16 protein-coding genes and 1 pseudogene are annotated in these 16,303 nt (G+C 69.8%); 12 read left to right on the forward strand and 5 right to left on the reverse strand.

Annotated features, from left to right (window positions below):
* Together ACP56T_RS02525 and ACP56T_RS02530 are read right to left on the reverse strand one after the other, a co-directional pair.
* Positions 1–194 (reverse strand): transposase family protein (locus tag ACP56T_RS02525; RefSeq protein ID WP_430910539.1); only part of this gene is annotated, 194 nt, incomplete at its 3' end.
* A 71-nt stretch (positions 195–265) separates the two neighbouring features.
* Positions 266–685: pseudogene (locus tag ACP56T_RS02530) on the reverse strand (biosynthetic peptidoglycan transglycosylase); the annotation flags it as partial.
* A 189-nt stretch (positions 686–874) separates the two neighbouring features.
* Between ACP56T_RS02530 and ACP56T_RS02535 the strand changes: the two are divergent.
* From ACP56T_RS02535 to leuB, 3 genes are all read left to right on the forward strand, one after another.
* Positions 875–1,837: a polyprenyl synthetase family protein gene (locus ACP56T_RS02535; protein WP_430910540.1), complete on the forward strand. Its 963-nt coding sequence runs from the start codon at positions 875–877 to the stop codon at positions 1,835–1,837.
* A gap of 230 nt (positions 1,838–2,067) precedes the next feature.
* A complete protein-coding gene (gene aqpZ, locus ACP56T_RS02540; protein WP_430910541.1) occupies positions 2,068–2,805 on the forward strand; it encodes an aquaporin Z in 738 nt (245 codons plus the stop codon).
* Between the two features lie 121 nt (positions 2,806–2,926).
* Positions 2,927–4,036 carry a 3-isopropylmalate dehydrogenase gene (gene leuB / locus ACP56T_RS02545; protein WP_430910542.1) on the forward strand — a complete coding sequence of 370 codons (1,110 nt, stop codon included), beginning with the start codon at positions 2,927–2,929 and terminating at the stop codon, positions 4,034–4,036.
* A 99-nt stretch (positions 4,037–4,135) separates the two neighbouring features.
* Here leuB and ACP56T_RS02550 read toward each other — a convergent pair whose 3' ends face one another.
* Positions 4,136–4,540, reverse strand: coding sequence for a hypothetical protein (locus tag ACP56T_RS02550; RefSeq protein ID WP_430910543.1), 405 nt, complete (start codon positions 4,538–4,540; stop codon positions 4,136–4,138).
* Between the two features lie 142 nt (positions 4,541–4,682).
* Entirely contained in the window at positions 4,683–5,522 is an 840-nt protein-coding gene (locus ACP56T_RS02555) for a hypothetical protein (protein ID WP_430910544.1), read from the reverse strand.
* A gap of 351 nt (positions 5,523–5,873) precedes the next feature.
* Between ACP56T_RS02555 and ACP56T_RS02560 the strand changes: the two genes are divergently transcribed.
* The 4 genes from ACP56T_RS02560 to ACP56T_RS02575 all read left to right on the forward strand — a co-directional run bounded on the left by ACP56T_RS02560 (position 5,874) and on the right by ACP56T_RS02575 (position 9,099).
* Positions 5,874–6,908 carry an aspartate-semialdehyde dehydrogenase gene (locus tag ACP56T_RS02560; protein ID WP_430910545.1) on the forward strand — a complete coding sequence of 345 codons (1,035 nt, stop codon included), beginning with the start codon at positions 5,874–5,876 and terminating at the stop codon, positions 6,906–6,908.
* Between the two features lie 222 nt (positions 6,909–7,130).
* Positions 7,131–8,153: a hypothetical protein gene (locus tag ACP56T_RS02565; RefSeq protein WP_430910546.1), complete on the forward strand. Its 1,023-nt coding sequence runs from the start codon at positions 7,131–7,133 to the stop codon at positions 8,151–8,153.
* Positions 8,150–8,839, forward strand: a complete 690-nt coding sequence (locus ACP56T_RS02570; RefSeq protein WP_430910547.1) for a hypothetical protein — start codon at positions 8,150–8,152, stop codon at positions 8,837–8,839. The genes ACP56T_RS02565 and ACP56T_RS02570 overlap by 4 nt, the downstream gene beginning before the upstream one ends.
* Positions 8,840–8,928: 89 nt before the next feature.
* Positions 8,929–9,099: a hypothetical protein gene (locus ACP56T_RS02575; RefSeq protein WP_430910548.1), complete on the forward strand. Its 171-nt coding sequence runs from the start codon at positions 8,929–8,931 to the stop codon at positions 9,097–9,099.
* Here ACP56T_RS02575 and ACP56T_RS02580 read toward each other — a convergent pair.
* Positions 9,091–9,366, reverse strand: coding sequence for a hypothetical protein (locus tag ACP56T_RS02580; protein ID WP_430910549.1), 276 nt, complete (start codon positions 9,364–9,366; stop codon positions 9,091–9,093). The genes ACP56T_RS02575 and ACP56T_RS02580 overlap by 9 nt on opposite strands.
* A gap of 125 nt (positions 9,367–9,491) precedes the next feature.
* Between ACP56T_RS02580 and rimP the strand changes: the two genes are divergently transcribed.
* From rimP to rbfA, 5 genes are all read left to right on the forward strand, one after another.
* Complete coding sequence (rimP, locus tag ACP56T_RS02585) at positions 9,492–10,256, forward strand: ribosome maturation factor RimP (RefSeq protein ID WP_430910550.1); 765 nt, start codon at positions 9,492–9,494, stop codon at positions 10,254–10,256.
* Between the two features lie 67 nt (positions 10,257–10,323).
* Positions 10,324–11,940, forward strand: coding sequence for a transcription termination factor NusA (gene nusA / locus ACP56T_RS02590; RefSeq protein ID WP_430910551.1), 1,617 nt, complete (start codon positions 10,324–10,326; stop codon positions 11,938–11,940).
* 16 nt (positions 11,941–11,956) lie between these two features.
* Positions 11,957–12,751 carry an RNA-binding protein gene (locus tag ACP56T_RS02595; RefSeq protein ID WP_430910552.1) on the forward strand — a complete coding sequence of 265 codons (795 nt, stop codon included), beginning with the start codon at positions 11,957–11,959 and terminating at the stop codon, positions 12,749–12,751.
* Complete coding sequence (gene infB / locus ACP56T_RS02600) at positions 12,752–15,682, forward strand: translation initiation factor IF-2 (RefSeq protein ID WP_430910553.1); 2,931 nt, start codon at positions 12,752–12,754, stop codon at positions 15,680–15,682. It abuts the gene before it with no gap.
* A 147-nt stretch (positions 15,683–15,829) separates the two neighbouring features.
* Complete coding sequence (gene rbfA, locus ACP56T_RS02605; protein ID WP_430910554.1) at positions 15,830–16,279, forward strand: 30S ribosome-binding factor RbfA; 450 nt, start codon at positions 15,830–15,832, stop codon at positions 16,277–16,279.
* Positions 16,280–16,303: the final 24 nt, after the last annotated feature.

A 16,303-nucleotide genomic window follows, 5' to 3' on the forward strand; every position in this document is an offset into this window, starting at 1 on the left:
CGCAGGGCCAGCACTTCGCGGAACTCCGCCTCGTGGGCGGAGGCGAAGTCGGCGATCTCGACGCAGGTCTTCTCGCCGCACACCAGCCCGCACAGAGCCAGGAACAGCAGCTCCCCCAAGTCGTGGCGGGCCGTGAAGTCGCGCGGATCGCGCACTTCACGCAGGATGACGAGCAGATCCTCGACCACAGCCATGCCCCTCACAGAGAAAAGCTTGGTCAGAATCGATCAAACTCAAAAACGCAACGCCCACGATACTCATATGCGATTCCCCTGCCCCATTCGGCGACGTTGAGATAGATCTCGAAGCCGCGCCGCTTGCCCCAGAGCGTGTCCGTCACGACCGCGAGCGGGATTTCGAGCGCCTTTCGCAGAACGGAGCGGCCCGGCCACAGGAAGACGTTCTTCACCGTCTGCATCGGGATGGTGGAGGCCCCGCGCGAGGGCCCGTCCTCGTCGTCGACCACGTCGCGCAACTGCCCCCAGTCGACCCCGTTATGGAGGCAGTAGCGCTGATCCTCCGAGGCGATCACGGCCTGGACGAGATAGGGCGAGACCGCCTCCAGCGGCACCGCGCGGCGGTCCACCGGCTGGAGCGTCAGCCAGCGGCCGAGCATGAGGGTTGAGGGCGGGCTCACCGCGCTATAGACGAGCGCGAGCGTCAGGAAGACGACGACGAGCGCCATGGGGACGAGCAGGACGAGGGCGGTCAGCCGCCTCGCGAGCCGGCTCCGGCCGGGGCGCGGCGGGCCGCTTCGGTCCGTCGCCGGCGCGTCGTCCGGGGCCTGACCGAGATTGGTGTTCCGCAAGGCGACGCTTCCATTCCCGACCACGGTTCCGCACCGACCGAGGTTTTTGAGCCAAGGCCCTCGACCATGACCTCAACGCAAGCTTCCTCCGTTTCGGTCAAGGCGGATGCCGCCGCGGCGGCGTTTTCCCACAAGCTTGCGGGCGTGGCCGATTCGGTGGAAGCCTTCCTCGCCGACCGTCTCGGGCCGGAGGTGCAGCCCGGCGAGATCGCCCGGCCGGCGCGCCTGATGGAGGCGATGCGCCACGCGGTGCTCGGCGGCGGCAAGCGCCTGCGCCCGTTCCTCGCGGTGGAGACGGCGCGGATGCTCGGCGGTTCCGAGGCCGGGGCGCTGGCGGCGGGCTCGGGGATCGAGCTCGTCCACTGCTACTCCCTCGTCCACGACGACATGCCCGCCATGGACGACGACGACATGCGTCGGGGCAAGCCCACCGTTCACAAGGCCTATGACGAGGCCACCGCCATCCTCGTCGGCGACGCGCTCCAGACCCTCGCCTTCGAGATCCTCGCCGATTCCACCTGGCAGCCCGATGCCGCGATCCGGGCCGATCTCGTGCTCGGCCTCGCCCGCGCCTCCGGGCTCGGCGGCATGGTCGGCGGCCAGCTCCTCGATCTCGGTGCCGAGGGCCGCTTCGGTGCCGTCTCCCTCGACGTGGACGACACCCTCCAGCTCCAGGCCATGAAGACCGGCGCCATCCTCGCCTTCTCGGTGGAGGCGGGTGCCATCGTCGGGGGCGCCACCAAGGACGAGCGTGCCGCGCTGCTGCGCTACGGCCTCGCCCTGGGCCAGGCCTTCCAGATCGCCGACGACATCCTCGACCGCGAGGCGTCCCCGGAGGCGATGGGCAAGGCCACCGGCAAGGACAAGGACGCCGGCAAGGCCACCCTGGTCGACCGGCTCGGTCTCGACGGGGCGCGGGCCGAGTGCGACCGGCTGGTCGGTCTCTGCGAGGAGGCGGTGAGCCGCTGGGGCGAGCGCGCCCAGACCCTGCGCGAGGCGGCGCGCTTCACCGTGGCGCGCAAGACCTGAGGGCAAGACGCAAGACCCGAGCACAAGACCCGAGTGCGGGGCTGCGTCCTGCGCAATCGGCCGCCCGGCGGCGCGGCTTCTCACGATTGTATGAAAACGAACACACGAGTAGTTTGAAGCGGGGCGCCGTGGCGGGCGCGGGCCCCGCCGAAGCCGCTCACGCGCGTGCCGGTTCGTGATCCGGATGCGGAACGGTCCCGGCCCGGTTCCGCCTGCATTGCGAGTTCATCATGAGCACCGACACGACCCGCCGCGCATCCGCGGAGTTCTTCGGCACATTCTGGCTGGTTTTTGGCGGCTGCGGAGCCGCCGTGCTGTCGGCGGCCTATCCGCAACTCGGCATCGGCTTCCTCGGTGTCGCGCTCGCCTTCGGCCTCACCGTGCTGACCATGGCCTACGCGGTCGGGCATATCTCCGGCGGCCATTTCAATCCCGCCGTGACGCTCGGGCTGTGGTCGGCGGGGCGCTGCGCCAACCGCCACGTCGTCCCCTACATCCTCGCCCAGGTCGGCGGCGCGATCGCGGCTGCGGCCGTCCTCTATCTGATCGCGTCGGGCAAGCCGGGCTGGGTGCCAGGCGGCTTCGCCTCGAACGGTTATGGCGATCTCAGCCCCGGCAAGTACGGTCTCGGGGCCTGCCTCGCCATAGAGTTCCTGCTGACGTTCTTCTTCCTGTTCATCATCATCGGCACGACCTCGAAGGGCGCGGCGACCGGGTTCGCCGGCATCCCGATCGGCTTCGCGCTGGTGCTGATCCATCTCATCTCGATCCCCGTCACCAACACCTCGGTCAACCCGGCGCGCAGCACCGGCACCGCCCTCTTCGCCGGGCCTGAATTCGTCGGGCAGCTCTGGCTGTTCTGGCTGGCGCCGGTCTTCGGGGCGGTCATCGCCGGGTCGCTGGCCCGCTGGCTCTACGAGCCGGCCGACAGCGTCGACACGGTGGTCATCGAGAAGCGGGCCGCCTGACGGGCGGGCGGGGCCGGCGGCACGGGATGGCGCCGGCCCCGCGCGTTTGAGCCTTGCCAACGACGCGTCCGCGTCGATACAGCCGCGCCCTGACCTTCCTTCGCGCATCGGGACAGCGGCCATGCCCAGCTACAACCTCCTCCTCCTGCCCGGCGACGGGATCGGCCCCGAGGTGATGGCCGAGGTGGGCAAGGTGGTGGCCTTCCTCGGACAGGCGGGGCTCGCCTCCTTCGAGACCGAGACCGATCTCGTCGGCGGCTCGGCCATCGACGCGCATGGCAAGCCCCTCGCCGACGCCACCCTGAAGCGCGCGGACGCGGCGGACGCGATCCTGCTCGGCGCCGTCGGCGGCCCGAAATGGAACGGCGTCGCCTACGACATCCGCCCCGAGGCGGGCCTGCTGCGCCTGCGCAAGGATCTCGGCCTGTTCGCCAACCTGCGCCCGGCGATCTGCTATCCGGCTCTCGCCGACGCCTCCGCGCTCAAGCGCGAGCTGGTCGAGGGGCTCGACATCATGATCGTGCGCGAACTCACCGGCGGCGTCTATTTCGGCGAGCCGAAGGAGATCACCACCCTGCCGGACGGCAGCAAGCGCGCGGTCGACACGCAGGTCTACACCACGGGCGAGATCGCCCGCATCGCGCATGTGGCCTTCGACCTGGCGAGGAAGCGCGGCAACCGCGTCGCCTCGGCCGACAAGAACAACGTCATGAAGTCCGGCGTCCTCTGGAAGGAGGTCGTCGGCGAGGTCCATGCGGCGCATTACGCCGATGTCGAGCTGGAGCACGTCCTCGCCGACAACTGCGCCATGCAGCTCGTGCGGCGCCCGAAGCAGTTCGACGTGCTTGTCACCGACAACCTGTTCGGCGACATCCTCTCCGATGCGGCCGCGATGCTCACCGGCTCGCTCGGGATGCTGCCCTCGGCCTCGCTGGGCGAGGTCGACGACCGGGGCACGCGCAAGGCGCTCTACGAGCCGGTGCACGGCTCGGCGCCCGACATCGCCGGCCAGGACGCGGCGAACCCGCTCGCCATGATCGGCTCGCTCGCCATGTGCCTGCGCTACTCCTTCGGTCTCGGCGAGGCGGCCGATCTCCTCGACGGCGCCATCACCGATGCGCTGGCCGGCGGCGCCCGCACCCGCGATATCGCCTCCGAGGGCTCGCGGGTCGTCGGCACCAAGGGAATGGGCGACGCCGTCGTCGCGGCCCTCAAGGCGCGGGTCGGCTGAACCGCCCAACCCCCTGCCGCGCATGGAAAAAGGGCGCCGGCCGCGTGGCCGACGCCCTTTCTCGTTCGCTGTCGTTGTCGTTCGCTATCCCGGCGAGGCTCAGTACGGGGCGCCGTAGCGGGCGCGGTACGAGGTCGGGTCGATGGCGTCCACCGCCGAGAAGTCGACATTGCGGATCGCGGTCGAGCGGGCGCCGATGAACGGGCCGTTGGTGATCGGATCTGGCAGCGTGCCGAACAGGTCGTTGCGGCCGTAGGGTGGCGAGTTCAGGTTCGAGGCGGCGATGAAGCGGGGATTCGTCGCCGGGTTGCCGACGGCGCCGCTGTTCGGCTCCACGACGTTGCCGGCGTCGAGCCAGCTGCGCGGACGGATGCGGATCGGCAGCGGGGCGCTGACCCGGACATAGCCGCGCGGCGCATAGCCGCCCTGGGCGTCCGCCGCGGTGTTCAGGCCGACGCCGAGGACGGACAGGGCGCCGAGAAGGGCGATCGTGGAAGAGCGCATGACGCACCTCGTGTTGGGAAGCGTGGAATGATGGTGGCACCGGCGGATTAACAATCTGCGGCGCCGTGCCGGGTAGACGTTCGAGCGGAACCGGAGTTCCCTGGAATATGGCAGAGCTTACACTTTTTGCCGCATTGTCGCCTTATTTTTTCGAGCGCCGGCGAAGTCCGATGGCCCCCGTCTGAAGGCCGGTGTCCCGCGCGGCGGCGACAGGGAGCGGGGCGGGCTGGCAATGCGGATCGCGGCGGGCCTTGGCGAGCCCGAACACGGCCTCGGTGGCGGCATCCGCCGGCCCGTCCAGGGCGAGACGGTCGATGGTGCAGGCCAGCGCCTGACGCTCGGGGGGCTGTCCGAGCGGCGCGCAGAGCCAGCCGTCGATGCGGACGGGACGCGGCTCCAGGCTGGCGAAGCCGGTGCAAATACGGCTCGATGCGCCGACGAGCGTCGCCTCGATGGTCTCCATGGGGCCGAACTTGGTGTCGATGCGGCCGCGCTCGCCCGTGCGGGTGACGGCGAGCCCCGGCCCGTCCGCCGCGCGGCGCGCCAGGGTCACGAACAGGCTCTGCGGGCCGTCGTCGTCCCCCTGCGAGACCGTGACCATGAGATGCGGCGACTCGATCGCCTCGAACGTGCCTTGCGTCAGGCTGTCCTCGCTGAACGGCACGGCGGGCCCGGCTGGTAGCGAGCTCGACGCGGCCGGCTCCTCCAGCCGCAGCCACACGCGCGGCCGGCTCGCCTCGGGGACCGAGGACAGCGGCGTCGAGGGCGTGAAGGTGACGGACAGCGCCCCCTCCGCCGGCTGGACGGGGGGATGGCTGCGGATGGTCTCGCGGGCGAACAGGCTGAGCGCCGCCACGATGGCCGCCGCGCCCGCGATCCGCGCCATCGTCCGCACGGCGCCGAAGGGCCGGGCGCGCGGTAGCGGCACGACGTCGTCGGCCGGCGGTTCGTCCTGCGCAAGGGGTGAAGGGTCGCGCGGCATGGCTTCCGTGGGACGGGCAAGGCATGGCGGCCTGCCGAGTTCGTCCAGCGACGATGGCAGAAAGAGGCTAATCGACCGTTGCGAACCGGCCGTCCGGTTTCAGATCTGCCAATGCCTCCCGGCGGATGCGGCCCGCGCGCCCCTTGCCGCCCCCGGACGGCCTTGACAGGGCGGCCCGGCGGGCGTCTTGCTCCCCGTTTCCGAGGGGCCGGCCCGCATCGCGCGGGACCGGCTGCGTTCGCTATGGACGCCGGGGCCGCCCGATGCGGCCTCGCGGGACGGGCGGCGGCGCATCGGCTTGCGACCTCCGGCCTCCCCTGCCCTCGCGCGGCGTGGAGCGGAGTGAGAGAGATGGGTTACAAGGTCGCCGTCGTCGGTGCCACGGGCAACGTGGGCCGCGAGATGCTCGACATCCTGGCCGAGCGCGCCTTCCCGGCCGACGAGGTGGTGGCGCTGGCCTCGCGCCGCAGCCAGGGCCAGGAAGTCTCCTTCGGCGACAAGATCCTCAAGGTCAAAGCCCTCGACGCCTACGACTTCTCCGACACGGACATCTGCCTGATGTCGGCCGGCGGCGAGACCTCGAAGGAGTGGTCGCCGCGCATCGGCCAGCAGGGCTGCGTCGTGATCGATAATTCCTCCGCGTTCCGCTACGACTCGGACGTTCCGTTGATCGTGCCCGAGGTGAATGCCGACGCCGTCGCGGGCTTCACCAAGAAGAACATCATCGCCAACCCCAACTGCTCCACCGCGCAGCTCGTGGTGGCGCTGAAGCCCCTGCACGACGTCGCCAAGATCAAGCGCGTGGTGGTCTCGACCTACCAGTCCGTCTCCGGCGCCGGCAAGGAGGCCATGGACGAGCTGTTCAACCAGACTCGCGCGGTGTTCACGGCCGGCGAGATCAAGCAGGGCAAGTTCACCAAGCGCATCGCCTTCAACGTCATCCCGCACATCGACGTGTTCATGGAGGACGGCTACACGAAGGAAGAGTGGAAGATGGTCGCCGAGACCAAGAAGATGCTCGATCCGGCGATCAAGCTCACCGCCACCGCCGTGCGCGTGCCGGTCTTCATCGGCCATGCCGAGGCGGTGAACGTCGAGTTCGAGAACCCGATCACGCCCGAGGAGGCCACCGCGATCCTGCGCTCCGCGCCGGGCATCCTGGTGATCGATAAGCGCGAGAACGGCGGCTACATGACCCCGCACGAGGCGGCCGGCGAGGATGCGACCTACATCTCGCGCATCCGCGAGGACGCCACGGTGGAGAACGGCCTCAACTTCTGGTGCGTCTCGGACAACCTGCGCAAGGGCGCGGCCCTCAACACGGTGCAGATCGCGGAGCTGCTCGTGAACCGCAAGCTCCTGACCAAGGCCAAGCAGGCCGCCTGAGCCCAAAACCCCTTCACGCCATCGCGCCGAGCACGCCGCCCTGGAAACGGGGCGGCGTTTTCGTTTTGGCCGCCGGGTACGCTGAATAGGAAATAATACACAAAACCGGGTCTGATTTTGATAGGCTGATTTTCCTATTGCGCGAACGCGAAGGGAATCGGCATGCGAAACGGGCTTTCTCTCGACGGGCGGCTTGCGGAGGGGCGGCACCGACTTGCCGGTGTGGCGGCCGACCTCGCCCTGCTCCGCCTCGAACTCCGACTGGAGCGGTCGTTCGACGCCGACCAGCCCCGCGTCCCCGCCGGACAACCCGGCGGCGGCCGCTGGATCTCGAACGGAGACGTCGACCCGGCGACGACCGGCTCCATCGGAGGAACGCCCGCCGACGACGCCCCAAGTCCGAAGGCGCCGGAGACGGAACAGGCGGTCGCCGGGGACGGAAGCCGCGTCCTCACGATCCGCATCCGCGCCCGGCCGCGTCCGTTCGACGAGCAGAGCACCGTCGTCGCGCCGGACGGCGAGAGCCGCATCGTCGAGACCTCCGGCGCCACCCAGACCATCCGCGACGGCGATACCGGGGAGGTTTTGGGGCGCAGCACCTTCACGCCGGAGGGCGTGATCGCCGAGCCCACGGTGCAGCCGGCGTTCCTCCCGGCCGTCCCCCTGATCGGTGTCGGGATCGGCGTCGCGCGGACGCTGCAACTCCTCGGCATCCTGTTCGCGGTGCAATCGGCCCGCAACGACCGGTCCGGCACGGCCGTGCTCGGCCTCTCGGCGAACGAGTACCGGACGGACGGGGCCCTCGACCAGAACCCGGCCGCCTGGGTCGGGCGGATCGATCAGACCACCCTCGACGCCGCCTGCCCGCGCAACGGAGAGGTTCTGACCATGACGGATCAGGTCGCCGCCGAGGTCCGTCAAAGCGGCCTCTACCGCTCGCCGCAGGATTTTGGGAACAAGGTGCACGCGCGGATCGCACAGATCGTCAAGGAGATGGATAATCCCAATTTTCGCGCGGAGTTATCGCTTCTTCCTGAACGGATCGATGCATTTTATGGCCAGAGAGGCACGCTCCGACTCGATCTGCTGGAGCGGACCGTGCCCGGAACGGCTTGCATCTATGATTACAAGACAGGTGTGCGCGGCATCGAGCCGGCGCGGGCGCTCGATCTGGTGAAGATCGTCAAGAAGAATTTTCCCGAGACCACGCGTATCATCGTGATCCAGGTGAGGCCGCGCGAATGACGACGACCAAGCAGGTTCAGCAACTCGTGAAACCGTTGCTCGAACGAAATCGCGATGTGGTGCTGATAGGTCGATCCCTGTACTTGGTGCCGTTCACGCATATTGCGAGGAGCGTCGTGATCGACCGCTGCTCGGATGTCGACGGCTTCGTCCCGAGCTGGACGTTCAAGGAGACATACAGGCCGACCGATATGTTCGCGAAGAGTTTCGGCTGGTACGCGGATCGGTTGGCTCATCCGGTCACGAAGAGCGGGAACTGGCTCGTCACCGACCCGACGATGGCCGGAGATCTGCTCTCGTATCTCGAAACGGACATCCTGCCCTGGCTCAGGTCGGTGGACACGTTGGAGAAATACCTTCAGGCCGTGCGTGGGCATCGCGACGCCGAGGTGCATCTCGCCCGCGAGGTCGGCCTTTTTCCGAGCATCGTCCTCGGCGACCTGACAAACGCGCAGGCCATCTGGCGGACCATCGGTCCCGAATACGTGAAAGGGCGGGACACCGGGTGGCGATATTACCAGCCGGTCTACGACAAGATCTGCAACCTCGGCGAACCGTTGATGGCGGGGGATCGTGCGGCGCTGGCAAGGCTGCTGCATCGATGGGAAGAAGACAATATTCTTGGAACGAAGGTCGCTCCGTATTGGGTTCCCGCGCCGTTCCCCTTGGAAGGTGCGCCTGTGTAGCGCTGATTTTTGTGGGCATTTTTCCCACATAATCCGGCAACAATCCGGGGCCATACCGGCGGCGACGTCGCCAACCGATGGTCTCAGCCGTGTCCGTTCCGCCTCCTCCCCGCAAGCCGCCCGCTCCGCGCCTCACCCTGCGCGAGATGCTCTTCCTGGCCTTCGTCGCGGCCTGGGTCATGGCGGTGCTGCTCACCGACCGCGCCCTGCCGCTGACCCCGCCGGTGACGCCCTATTCGACGGTCGCCGCCTCACGCTGAGGCCGCCGCCTCCAGGGCGTCGACGTTTCCGTCGGCGATGGCGCCGAGATGGCGGGTGATGCGCTCGGGCTCCCAGTCCCACCAGGCGATCCGCAGCAGGCGTGCGATATCGGCTTCCGGGAAGCGCAGGCGCATGACGCGCGCCGGATTGCCGGCGACGGCGCGGTGGTGGCCGCGATGGCGCAGAAGCGGCTGATGCGCAGGCGCCGCCCCCGCCGGCAGAGCGCGCTTGAATTCGGCGCGATCCGGCGCTACATCGTCAGTCAACAGTTCTGGTTGCAGTCGACAGGCTGCGGTTCGGGAGTGGGCCCCACCGGGTCCGCTCTTTTTTATTGCCGCCGCCCGCCGCAGGATCTGTCCCGAATCGTCACCAGCGGAGACCGGACGCGCGCATGGCGGAGCCTTCCGAGAAGCGTCTCATCAGCGAGACCGGGGTCGCCGCGCGCGTCGCGCAGGCGGTGGAGGGGCCGATCGAGGGGCTCGGCTTCCGGCTTGTGCGCGTGCGCGTGTCGAGCACGCAGGGCTGCACCGTGCAGATCATGGCCGAGCGGCCCGACGGCACCATGACGGTGGAGGATTGCGAGACCGTCAGCCGCGCGATCTCGCCGATCCTCGATCTCGAGGACCCGGTGGGCGGCGCCTATTATCTCGAACTCTCCTCGCCCGGCATCGACCGGCCGCTGGTGCGCGTCTCCGATTTCGCGCGCTGGGCCGGCCATGAGGCGAAGGTCGAGATGGCCCGCCCCCTCGACGGCCGCAAGCGTTTCCGGGGGCTGATCGGCGCGCCGAGCGCCGATGGCAGGACCGTGCCCATCGACCTGCCGGACGTGAAGGAGGGGCTGCCCTCGCGCTACGACCTGCCGCTGGCCGACCTGGCCGAGGCCCATCTCGTCCTCACCGACGAACTGGTGCGCGAATCCCTTCGTCGCGGCTCGGCGCCTCCCCAGGACGACGAGGACGCGTTCGAGGAGGAGGACGAGGCCGTGCCCGTCCGCGTCATCCCCGGCCCGCAGCGGCCGAAGAAGGCGGGCAAGCCCGTGAAGAAGGCGTCCGGCAAGCCCGCGCCGAAGGCCGATCCGGCATCGAAGGCCGCCCGCGACAAGGGCGGCATCGTCACCAAGGCCGCCCGTCTGAAGGACTTGGGCAGGCTTCACTAGCAACGGGCCGGGCCTGCGCGCGGCGCCCCCGGCACCAGTCGAGAAGACAAGAGAAGGAACGCCACCGATGGCCGTCGTCAGCGCCAACAGGCTCGAGCTCCTCCAGATCGCCGACGCGGTCGCCCGCGAGAAGGTGATCGACCGCCAGATCGTCATCGAGGCGATGGAGGAGGCCATCGCCAAGGCCGCCCGCTCCCGCTACGGCGCCGAGACCGACGTGCATGCCGAGATCGACCCGAAGACCGGCGCGCTGCGCCTGTCGCGCCATCTCCATGTGGTCGAGCTGGTGGAGAACGACGCCCGCGAGATCACTGTCGACCAGGCGCATTACTACAACCCGGCCGCCCAGGTCGGCGACGTCATCTCCGACACCCTGCCCCCGTTCGATTTCGGGCGCGTGGCCGCCCAGTCGGCCAAGCAGGTGATCGTGCAGAAGGTCCGCGACGCCGAGCGCGACCGCCAGTTCGACGAGTACAAGGACCGCATCGGCGAGGTCGTGAACGGCCTCGTGAAGCGGGTCGAGTACGGCAACGTCATCGTCGATCTCGGGCGCGGCGAGGGCATCGTGCGCCGCGACGAGATGATCCCGCGCGAAACCTTCCGCCCCGGCGACCGCATCCGCTCCTACCTCTTCGACGTGCGCCGCGAGGTGCGCGGGCCGCAGATCTTCCTGTCGCGCTCGCATCCGCAGTTCATGGCCAAGCTCTTCGGCCAGGAAGTGCCGGAGATCTACGACGGCATCGTCGAGGTGAAGGCGGTGGCCCGCGATCCGGGCTCGCGCGCCAAGATCGCCGTGATCTCGCGCGACGGCTCGATCGATCCCGTGGGCGCCTGCGTCGGCATGAGGGGCTCGCGCGTGCAGGCCGTCGTCGGCGAGCTTCAGGGCGAGAAGATCGACATCATCCCCTGGTCGGAGGATCAGGCCACCTTCATCGTCAACGCGCTCCAGCCGGCCGAGGTCGTCAAGGTGGTCCTCGACGAGGAGGCCGACCGCATCGAGGTGGTGGTGCCCGACGACCAGCTTTCGCTGGCCATCGGCCGGCGCGGCCAGAACGTGCGCCTCGCCTCGCAGCTCACCGGCTGGGATATCGACATCCTCACCGAGGCCGAGGAATCCGAGCGCCGGCAGAAGGAGTTCGCCGAGCGCACGCAGGTGTTCATGGAGGCCCTCGACGTCGACGAGACGGTAGGTCAGCTCCTCGCGGCGGAAGGCTTCCGCTCAGTGGAGGAGATCGCCTATGTCGACACGCAGGAACTCTCCTCCATCCAGGGGCTCGACGAGGAGACCGGCGCCGAGATCCAGGCCCGCGCCCAGGACCATCTCGCCCGCATCGAGGCCGAGCACGACGCCAAGCGCACCGAGCTCGGCGTGCAGGACGAACTGCGCGAGATCGAGGGCGTGACCACGCCAATGCTCGTCGCCTTCGGCGAGAACGACGTGAAGAGCATCGAGGACCTCGCCGGCTGCGCCACCGACGATCTCGTCGGCTACACCGAGGGGCGCGGCCCCGAGGCGACGCGCCACGCGGGCTATCTCGACGGGTTCGAGCTGTCGCGGGCCGAGGCGGAGGCCATGATCATGGCCGCGCGCGTGCATGCCGGCTGGATCGAGGCCGCCCCCGAGCCGGAAGCCGTCGAGGAAGGCGAGCCCGCCGAAGAGCAGACCGAGGCCCAGGCGGGCTGAGGATCGGGCTGATCGCATGACGGACGTGGCGGACGACGATACGGAGGCGGTCGGGCTCGATTCGGGGCCGGCCCTCGGCCGCCGTCGTCCCGAGCGCACCTGCATCGTCACCCGGACCGTCCAGGATCCCGACGCGATGATCCGCTTCGTCCTCGGACCCGAGGGCGAGGTGGTGCCCGATCTCAAGGCGAAGCTGCCGGGGCGCGGCGCCTGGGTGAGCGCGAGCCGGGCGACGCTGGGCGAGGCGATCAAACGCCGTCAGTTCCAGCGCGCCTTCAAGACGGGAGACGCCAGACCCGCCGCCGACCTCGCCGACCGGGTGGGCCTGGCGCTGCGGGCGGATCTGCGGCAGGCGCTCGCCCTGGCCAACAAGGCCGGCTGCGTGGTGGCGGGATTCGCCAAGGTCGAGGCGGCCATCGGCGACAAGGCCGGGGTCGCGGCGGTGATCCATGCCTCGGATTCGAGCCTCGACGGCCGGCGCAAGCTCCGCGCGGCGTTGCACAGGCGGCTCGGGGATGCCATATCCCGCTTTCCCGTACTCGACGACCTGTCCGGCACCGAATTGGACATGGCCTTGGGCCGGGATCATGTGATACACGCGGCGCTCGTCGCTGGAGTCGGTGCTGCCGGCTGCCTCGCGCGTTGGCGTCGGCTCCGCTCGTTCGAGGGCGTGGCGACGACGACCGAGGAGTACGGTTCCGCCCGACACGGCGAGACCGCTTCCGTTCTGCATGACGAGGCAGGATTTTCCACCGGCACCCCGCAGGGCGTCGGTCCACGGGACGATGGAACCCCCCAGGGGTCAGGCTGAATGAGCGATACGAACAACCCGAGCGACAAGACGCCAGATATTTCATCGAGGAAGCCGCTGTCGTTGAAGCGCCCGATCGAGCCGGGCGTCGTGCGCCAGAGCTTCTCGCACGGCCGCACCAAGCAGGTGATCGTCGAGACGAAGCGACGCGTCATCGGCGCCGTCCCCGGCAATGCCCCCGCCGCGCAGCCCGCTCCCGCGCCGCGCCCGGCGCCGGCCGCCCCTGCCGCTCCAGCCCGTCCGGCCGCGCCCGCACCGCGCTCGGGCACCGTGCTGCGTACGCTGAGCGAGAGCGAGCGCGATGCCCGCGCCGCCGCCCTCGCCGATGCCCAGCGCCGCGAGCAGGAGACGCGCCGTGCCGCCGAGGCCGATGCCCGCGCCGATGCCCAGCGCCGCGAGCGGGAGGCCGCCGAGGCACGCGCCCGCGCCGAAGCCGAGCAGGCCGCCAAGGCGAAGGAAGCCGCCGAGGCGAAGGCCAAGGAACCTGCCGCCAAGGAGCCCGTCGCTGAGGTGAAGGCCCCCGAGGTCGCCAAGGCCGCTCCGGTTGCCGCTCCGACCCCTGCCCCGTCCGCCGCTCCGGTGGCGCCGCCCGCTCCCGTGGCCGCCGCCCCGGCCGCGCCTGCGCAGACCGCAGCCTCTGCTCCCGCCGCCGCTCCGCGTGCTCAGGCTCCCGCCGCTGCTGCGCGTCCGGCCGCCCCTGCCGCTGCCCGTCCCGCGGCGGCGACGCCCGCGCGCCCGCCGCTGACGGCCCGTCCCGCGCCGGCCGAGCCGCGCAAGACCATCACCGCCGATGTGAGGAAGCCCCGCGACCTCAACTTCATGGCCCGTCCGGCCCCGGCGCCCGAGCCCGAGAAGGCTCCGGGCGCGGCCACCGCCGCGCGTCCCGCCGGTGCCGCCACGACGGCCCGTCCCGCCGGCCGCGCCACCCCGGTGAACGAGGACGAGAGCGAGACCAAGCGCGTCATCCGCCGTCCCGGCATGCCGCTCAAGATCATCACTCCGCCCAAGACTCCGAAGTCGCCGGGCGGCGACCGCAACCGTGGCCGCCTGACCATCGCCAACGCCACGGCGGGCGAGGAGGAGCGCACGCGCTCCGTCGCCTCGTTCCGCCGCCGCCAGCAGCGCATGAGCGGCAACCGGCATGTGGAGCAGAAGGAGAAGCTCTCCCGCGAGGTGACGATCCCGGAGACGATCACGATCCAGGAACTCGCCAACCGCATGTCGGAGCGCGGCGTGGACGTGATCCGCCTGCTGATGAAGCAGGGCCAGATCCACAAGATCACCGACGTGATCGACGCCGACACGGCGCAGATCATCGCCGAGGAGCTCGGCCACACCGTGCGCCGCGTGGCGGAATCGGACGTGGAGGAGGGCCTGCACGACGACGAGCCGGATACTGAGGACGATCTCGATCCGCGCCCGCCGGTCGTGACCATCATGGGCCATGTCGACCACGGCAAGACCTCGCTGCTCGATGCCATCCGCAAGGCGCATGTGGTCGACGGCGAGGCCGGCGGTATCACCCAGCATATCGGCGCCTACCAGGTGGCGGCGCCCTCGGGCGACCTCGTCACCTTCATCGACACCCCCGGCCACGCGGCCTTCACCTCCATGCGCGCCCGTGGCGCCAAGGTGACGGACATCGTGGTGCTGGTGGTGGCGGCCGATGACGGCGTGATGCCCCAGACCATCGAGGCCATCCAGCACGCCAAGGCGGCGGGCGTTCCGCTCATCGTGGCGATCAACAAGATCGACAAGCCCGAGGCGAACCCGCAGCGGGTGCGCACCGAGCTGCTCCAGCACGACATCCAGGTCGAGTCGATGGGCGGCGAGACCCTCGAGTTCGAGGTCTCGGCCAAGACCGGCGACGGCCTCGACGAGCTGCTGGAAGGTCTCCAGCTCCAGTCCGAGATCATGAACCTGCGCGCCAACGAGAAGCGCGACGGCGAGGGCACCGTCATCGAGGCCCAGCTCGACCGTGGCCGTGGCCCGGTGGCGACGGTGCTCGTCCAGCGCGGCACCCTGTTCACCGGCGACATCGTGGTGGCCGGCGCCGAGTGGGGCCGCGTGCGCGCCCTCATCGACGACAAGGGCGAGGTGGTGCAGTACGCCGGCCCGTCGGTCCCGGTGGAGGTGCTCGGCTTCAACGGCACGCCGGAGGCCGGCGACAAGGTGGCGGTCGTCACCAACGAATCCCGTGCCCGCGAGGTCACGGAGTACCGCGCCCGGATCAAGCGCGAGCGTCTCGCCGCCCGCACGGGGGGCGCCAACCGCTCGCTCGTCGACATGATGCGCGACCTCAAGGAAGGCGCCGGCCGCAAGGAGCTGCCGGTCATCATCAAGGGCGACGTGCAGGGCTCGGTGGAAGCCATCGCCGGTGCGCTGGAGAAGCTCGGCAACGACGAGGTCGCGGCCCGCATCCTGCTCTCGGGCGTCGGCGGCATCACCGAATCCGACATCACCCTCGCCCAGGCGTCGAAGGCCGTGGTCATCGGCTTCAACGTGCGCGCCCACAAGGAGGCCCGCGAGGCCGCCGACCGGTCGGGCACCGAGATCCGTTACTACAACATCATCTACGACCTCGTGGACGACATCAAAGCGACCCTCTCGGGCATGCTCCCGCCGACCCTGCGCGAGGAGCGTCTCGGCGAGGCCAGCATCCAGGAGATCTTCGAGGTGTCGAAGGTCGGCAAGGTCGCCGGCTGCCGCGTCACCGACGGTGTCGTGGAGCGCGGCGCGCATGTCCGCCTCATCCGCGACAGCACGGTGATCCACGAGGGCAAGCTCAAGACCCTCAAGCGCTTCAAGGACGACGCTAAGGAGGTTACCTCCGGCCAGGAATGCGGCATGGCTTTCGAGAACTTCGAGAACATGCGCGCCGGCGACGTCATCGAGTGCTACCGGGTCGAAGAGATCCGCCGCACCCTGTAAGACCCGGCCTCACGGCCCGTCCCGGCGGTCGCAGCGGGTGCTGCGACCGCCGTTTTCGTTCCGGCATCCCGATTGCTCCCGCATCGTCTTCCGCGCGGGGCGCGGGGATGTCCGGTTCACAGATCGTCACCGACCGCAGGCGGCGCGATGCCCCAGAAACCACCCAAAGCCGGACCCTCCCAGCGCCAGCAGCGCGTGGCCGAGCTCGTCCGCCACGCCATCGCCGAGGTGCTCCAGCGCGGCGATATTCAGGACCCGGTGCTCGGCTCCCACGTCGTCACCGTACCGGAGGTGCGCATGTCGCCGGACCTGAAGCTCGCCACCGCCTATGTCATGCCGCTCGGCGGCATCGACGAGGCGCCGGTGATCGCGGCGCTCGAGCGCAACCGCAAGGCGCTGCGCCAGGAGGTCGCCCGGCGGGTGAACCTGAAATACGCCCCCGAGCTGCGCTTCCGCCGCGACGAGACCTTCGACGAGGCCGCCCGCATCGACGCGCTGCTGCGCACCGAGCGCGTCCGGCGCGACCTCGCCCCCGCGCCCCAGGATGAAGACGAGGGCGACGAGATCGCAGAACCCGACGCCGGGGCCGGGCATTGATTCCCGCCGCCGTCCCTCCCCGCG

Source organism: Methylobacterium endophyticum, from assembly GCF_050591105.1.
Taxonomy (GTDB): Bacteria; Pseudomonadota; Alphaproteobacteria; order Rhizobiales; family Beijerinckiaceae; genus Methylobacterium.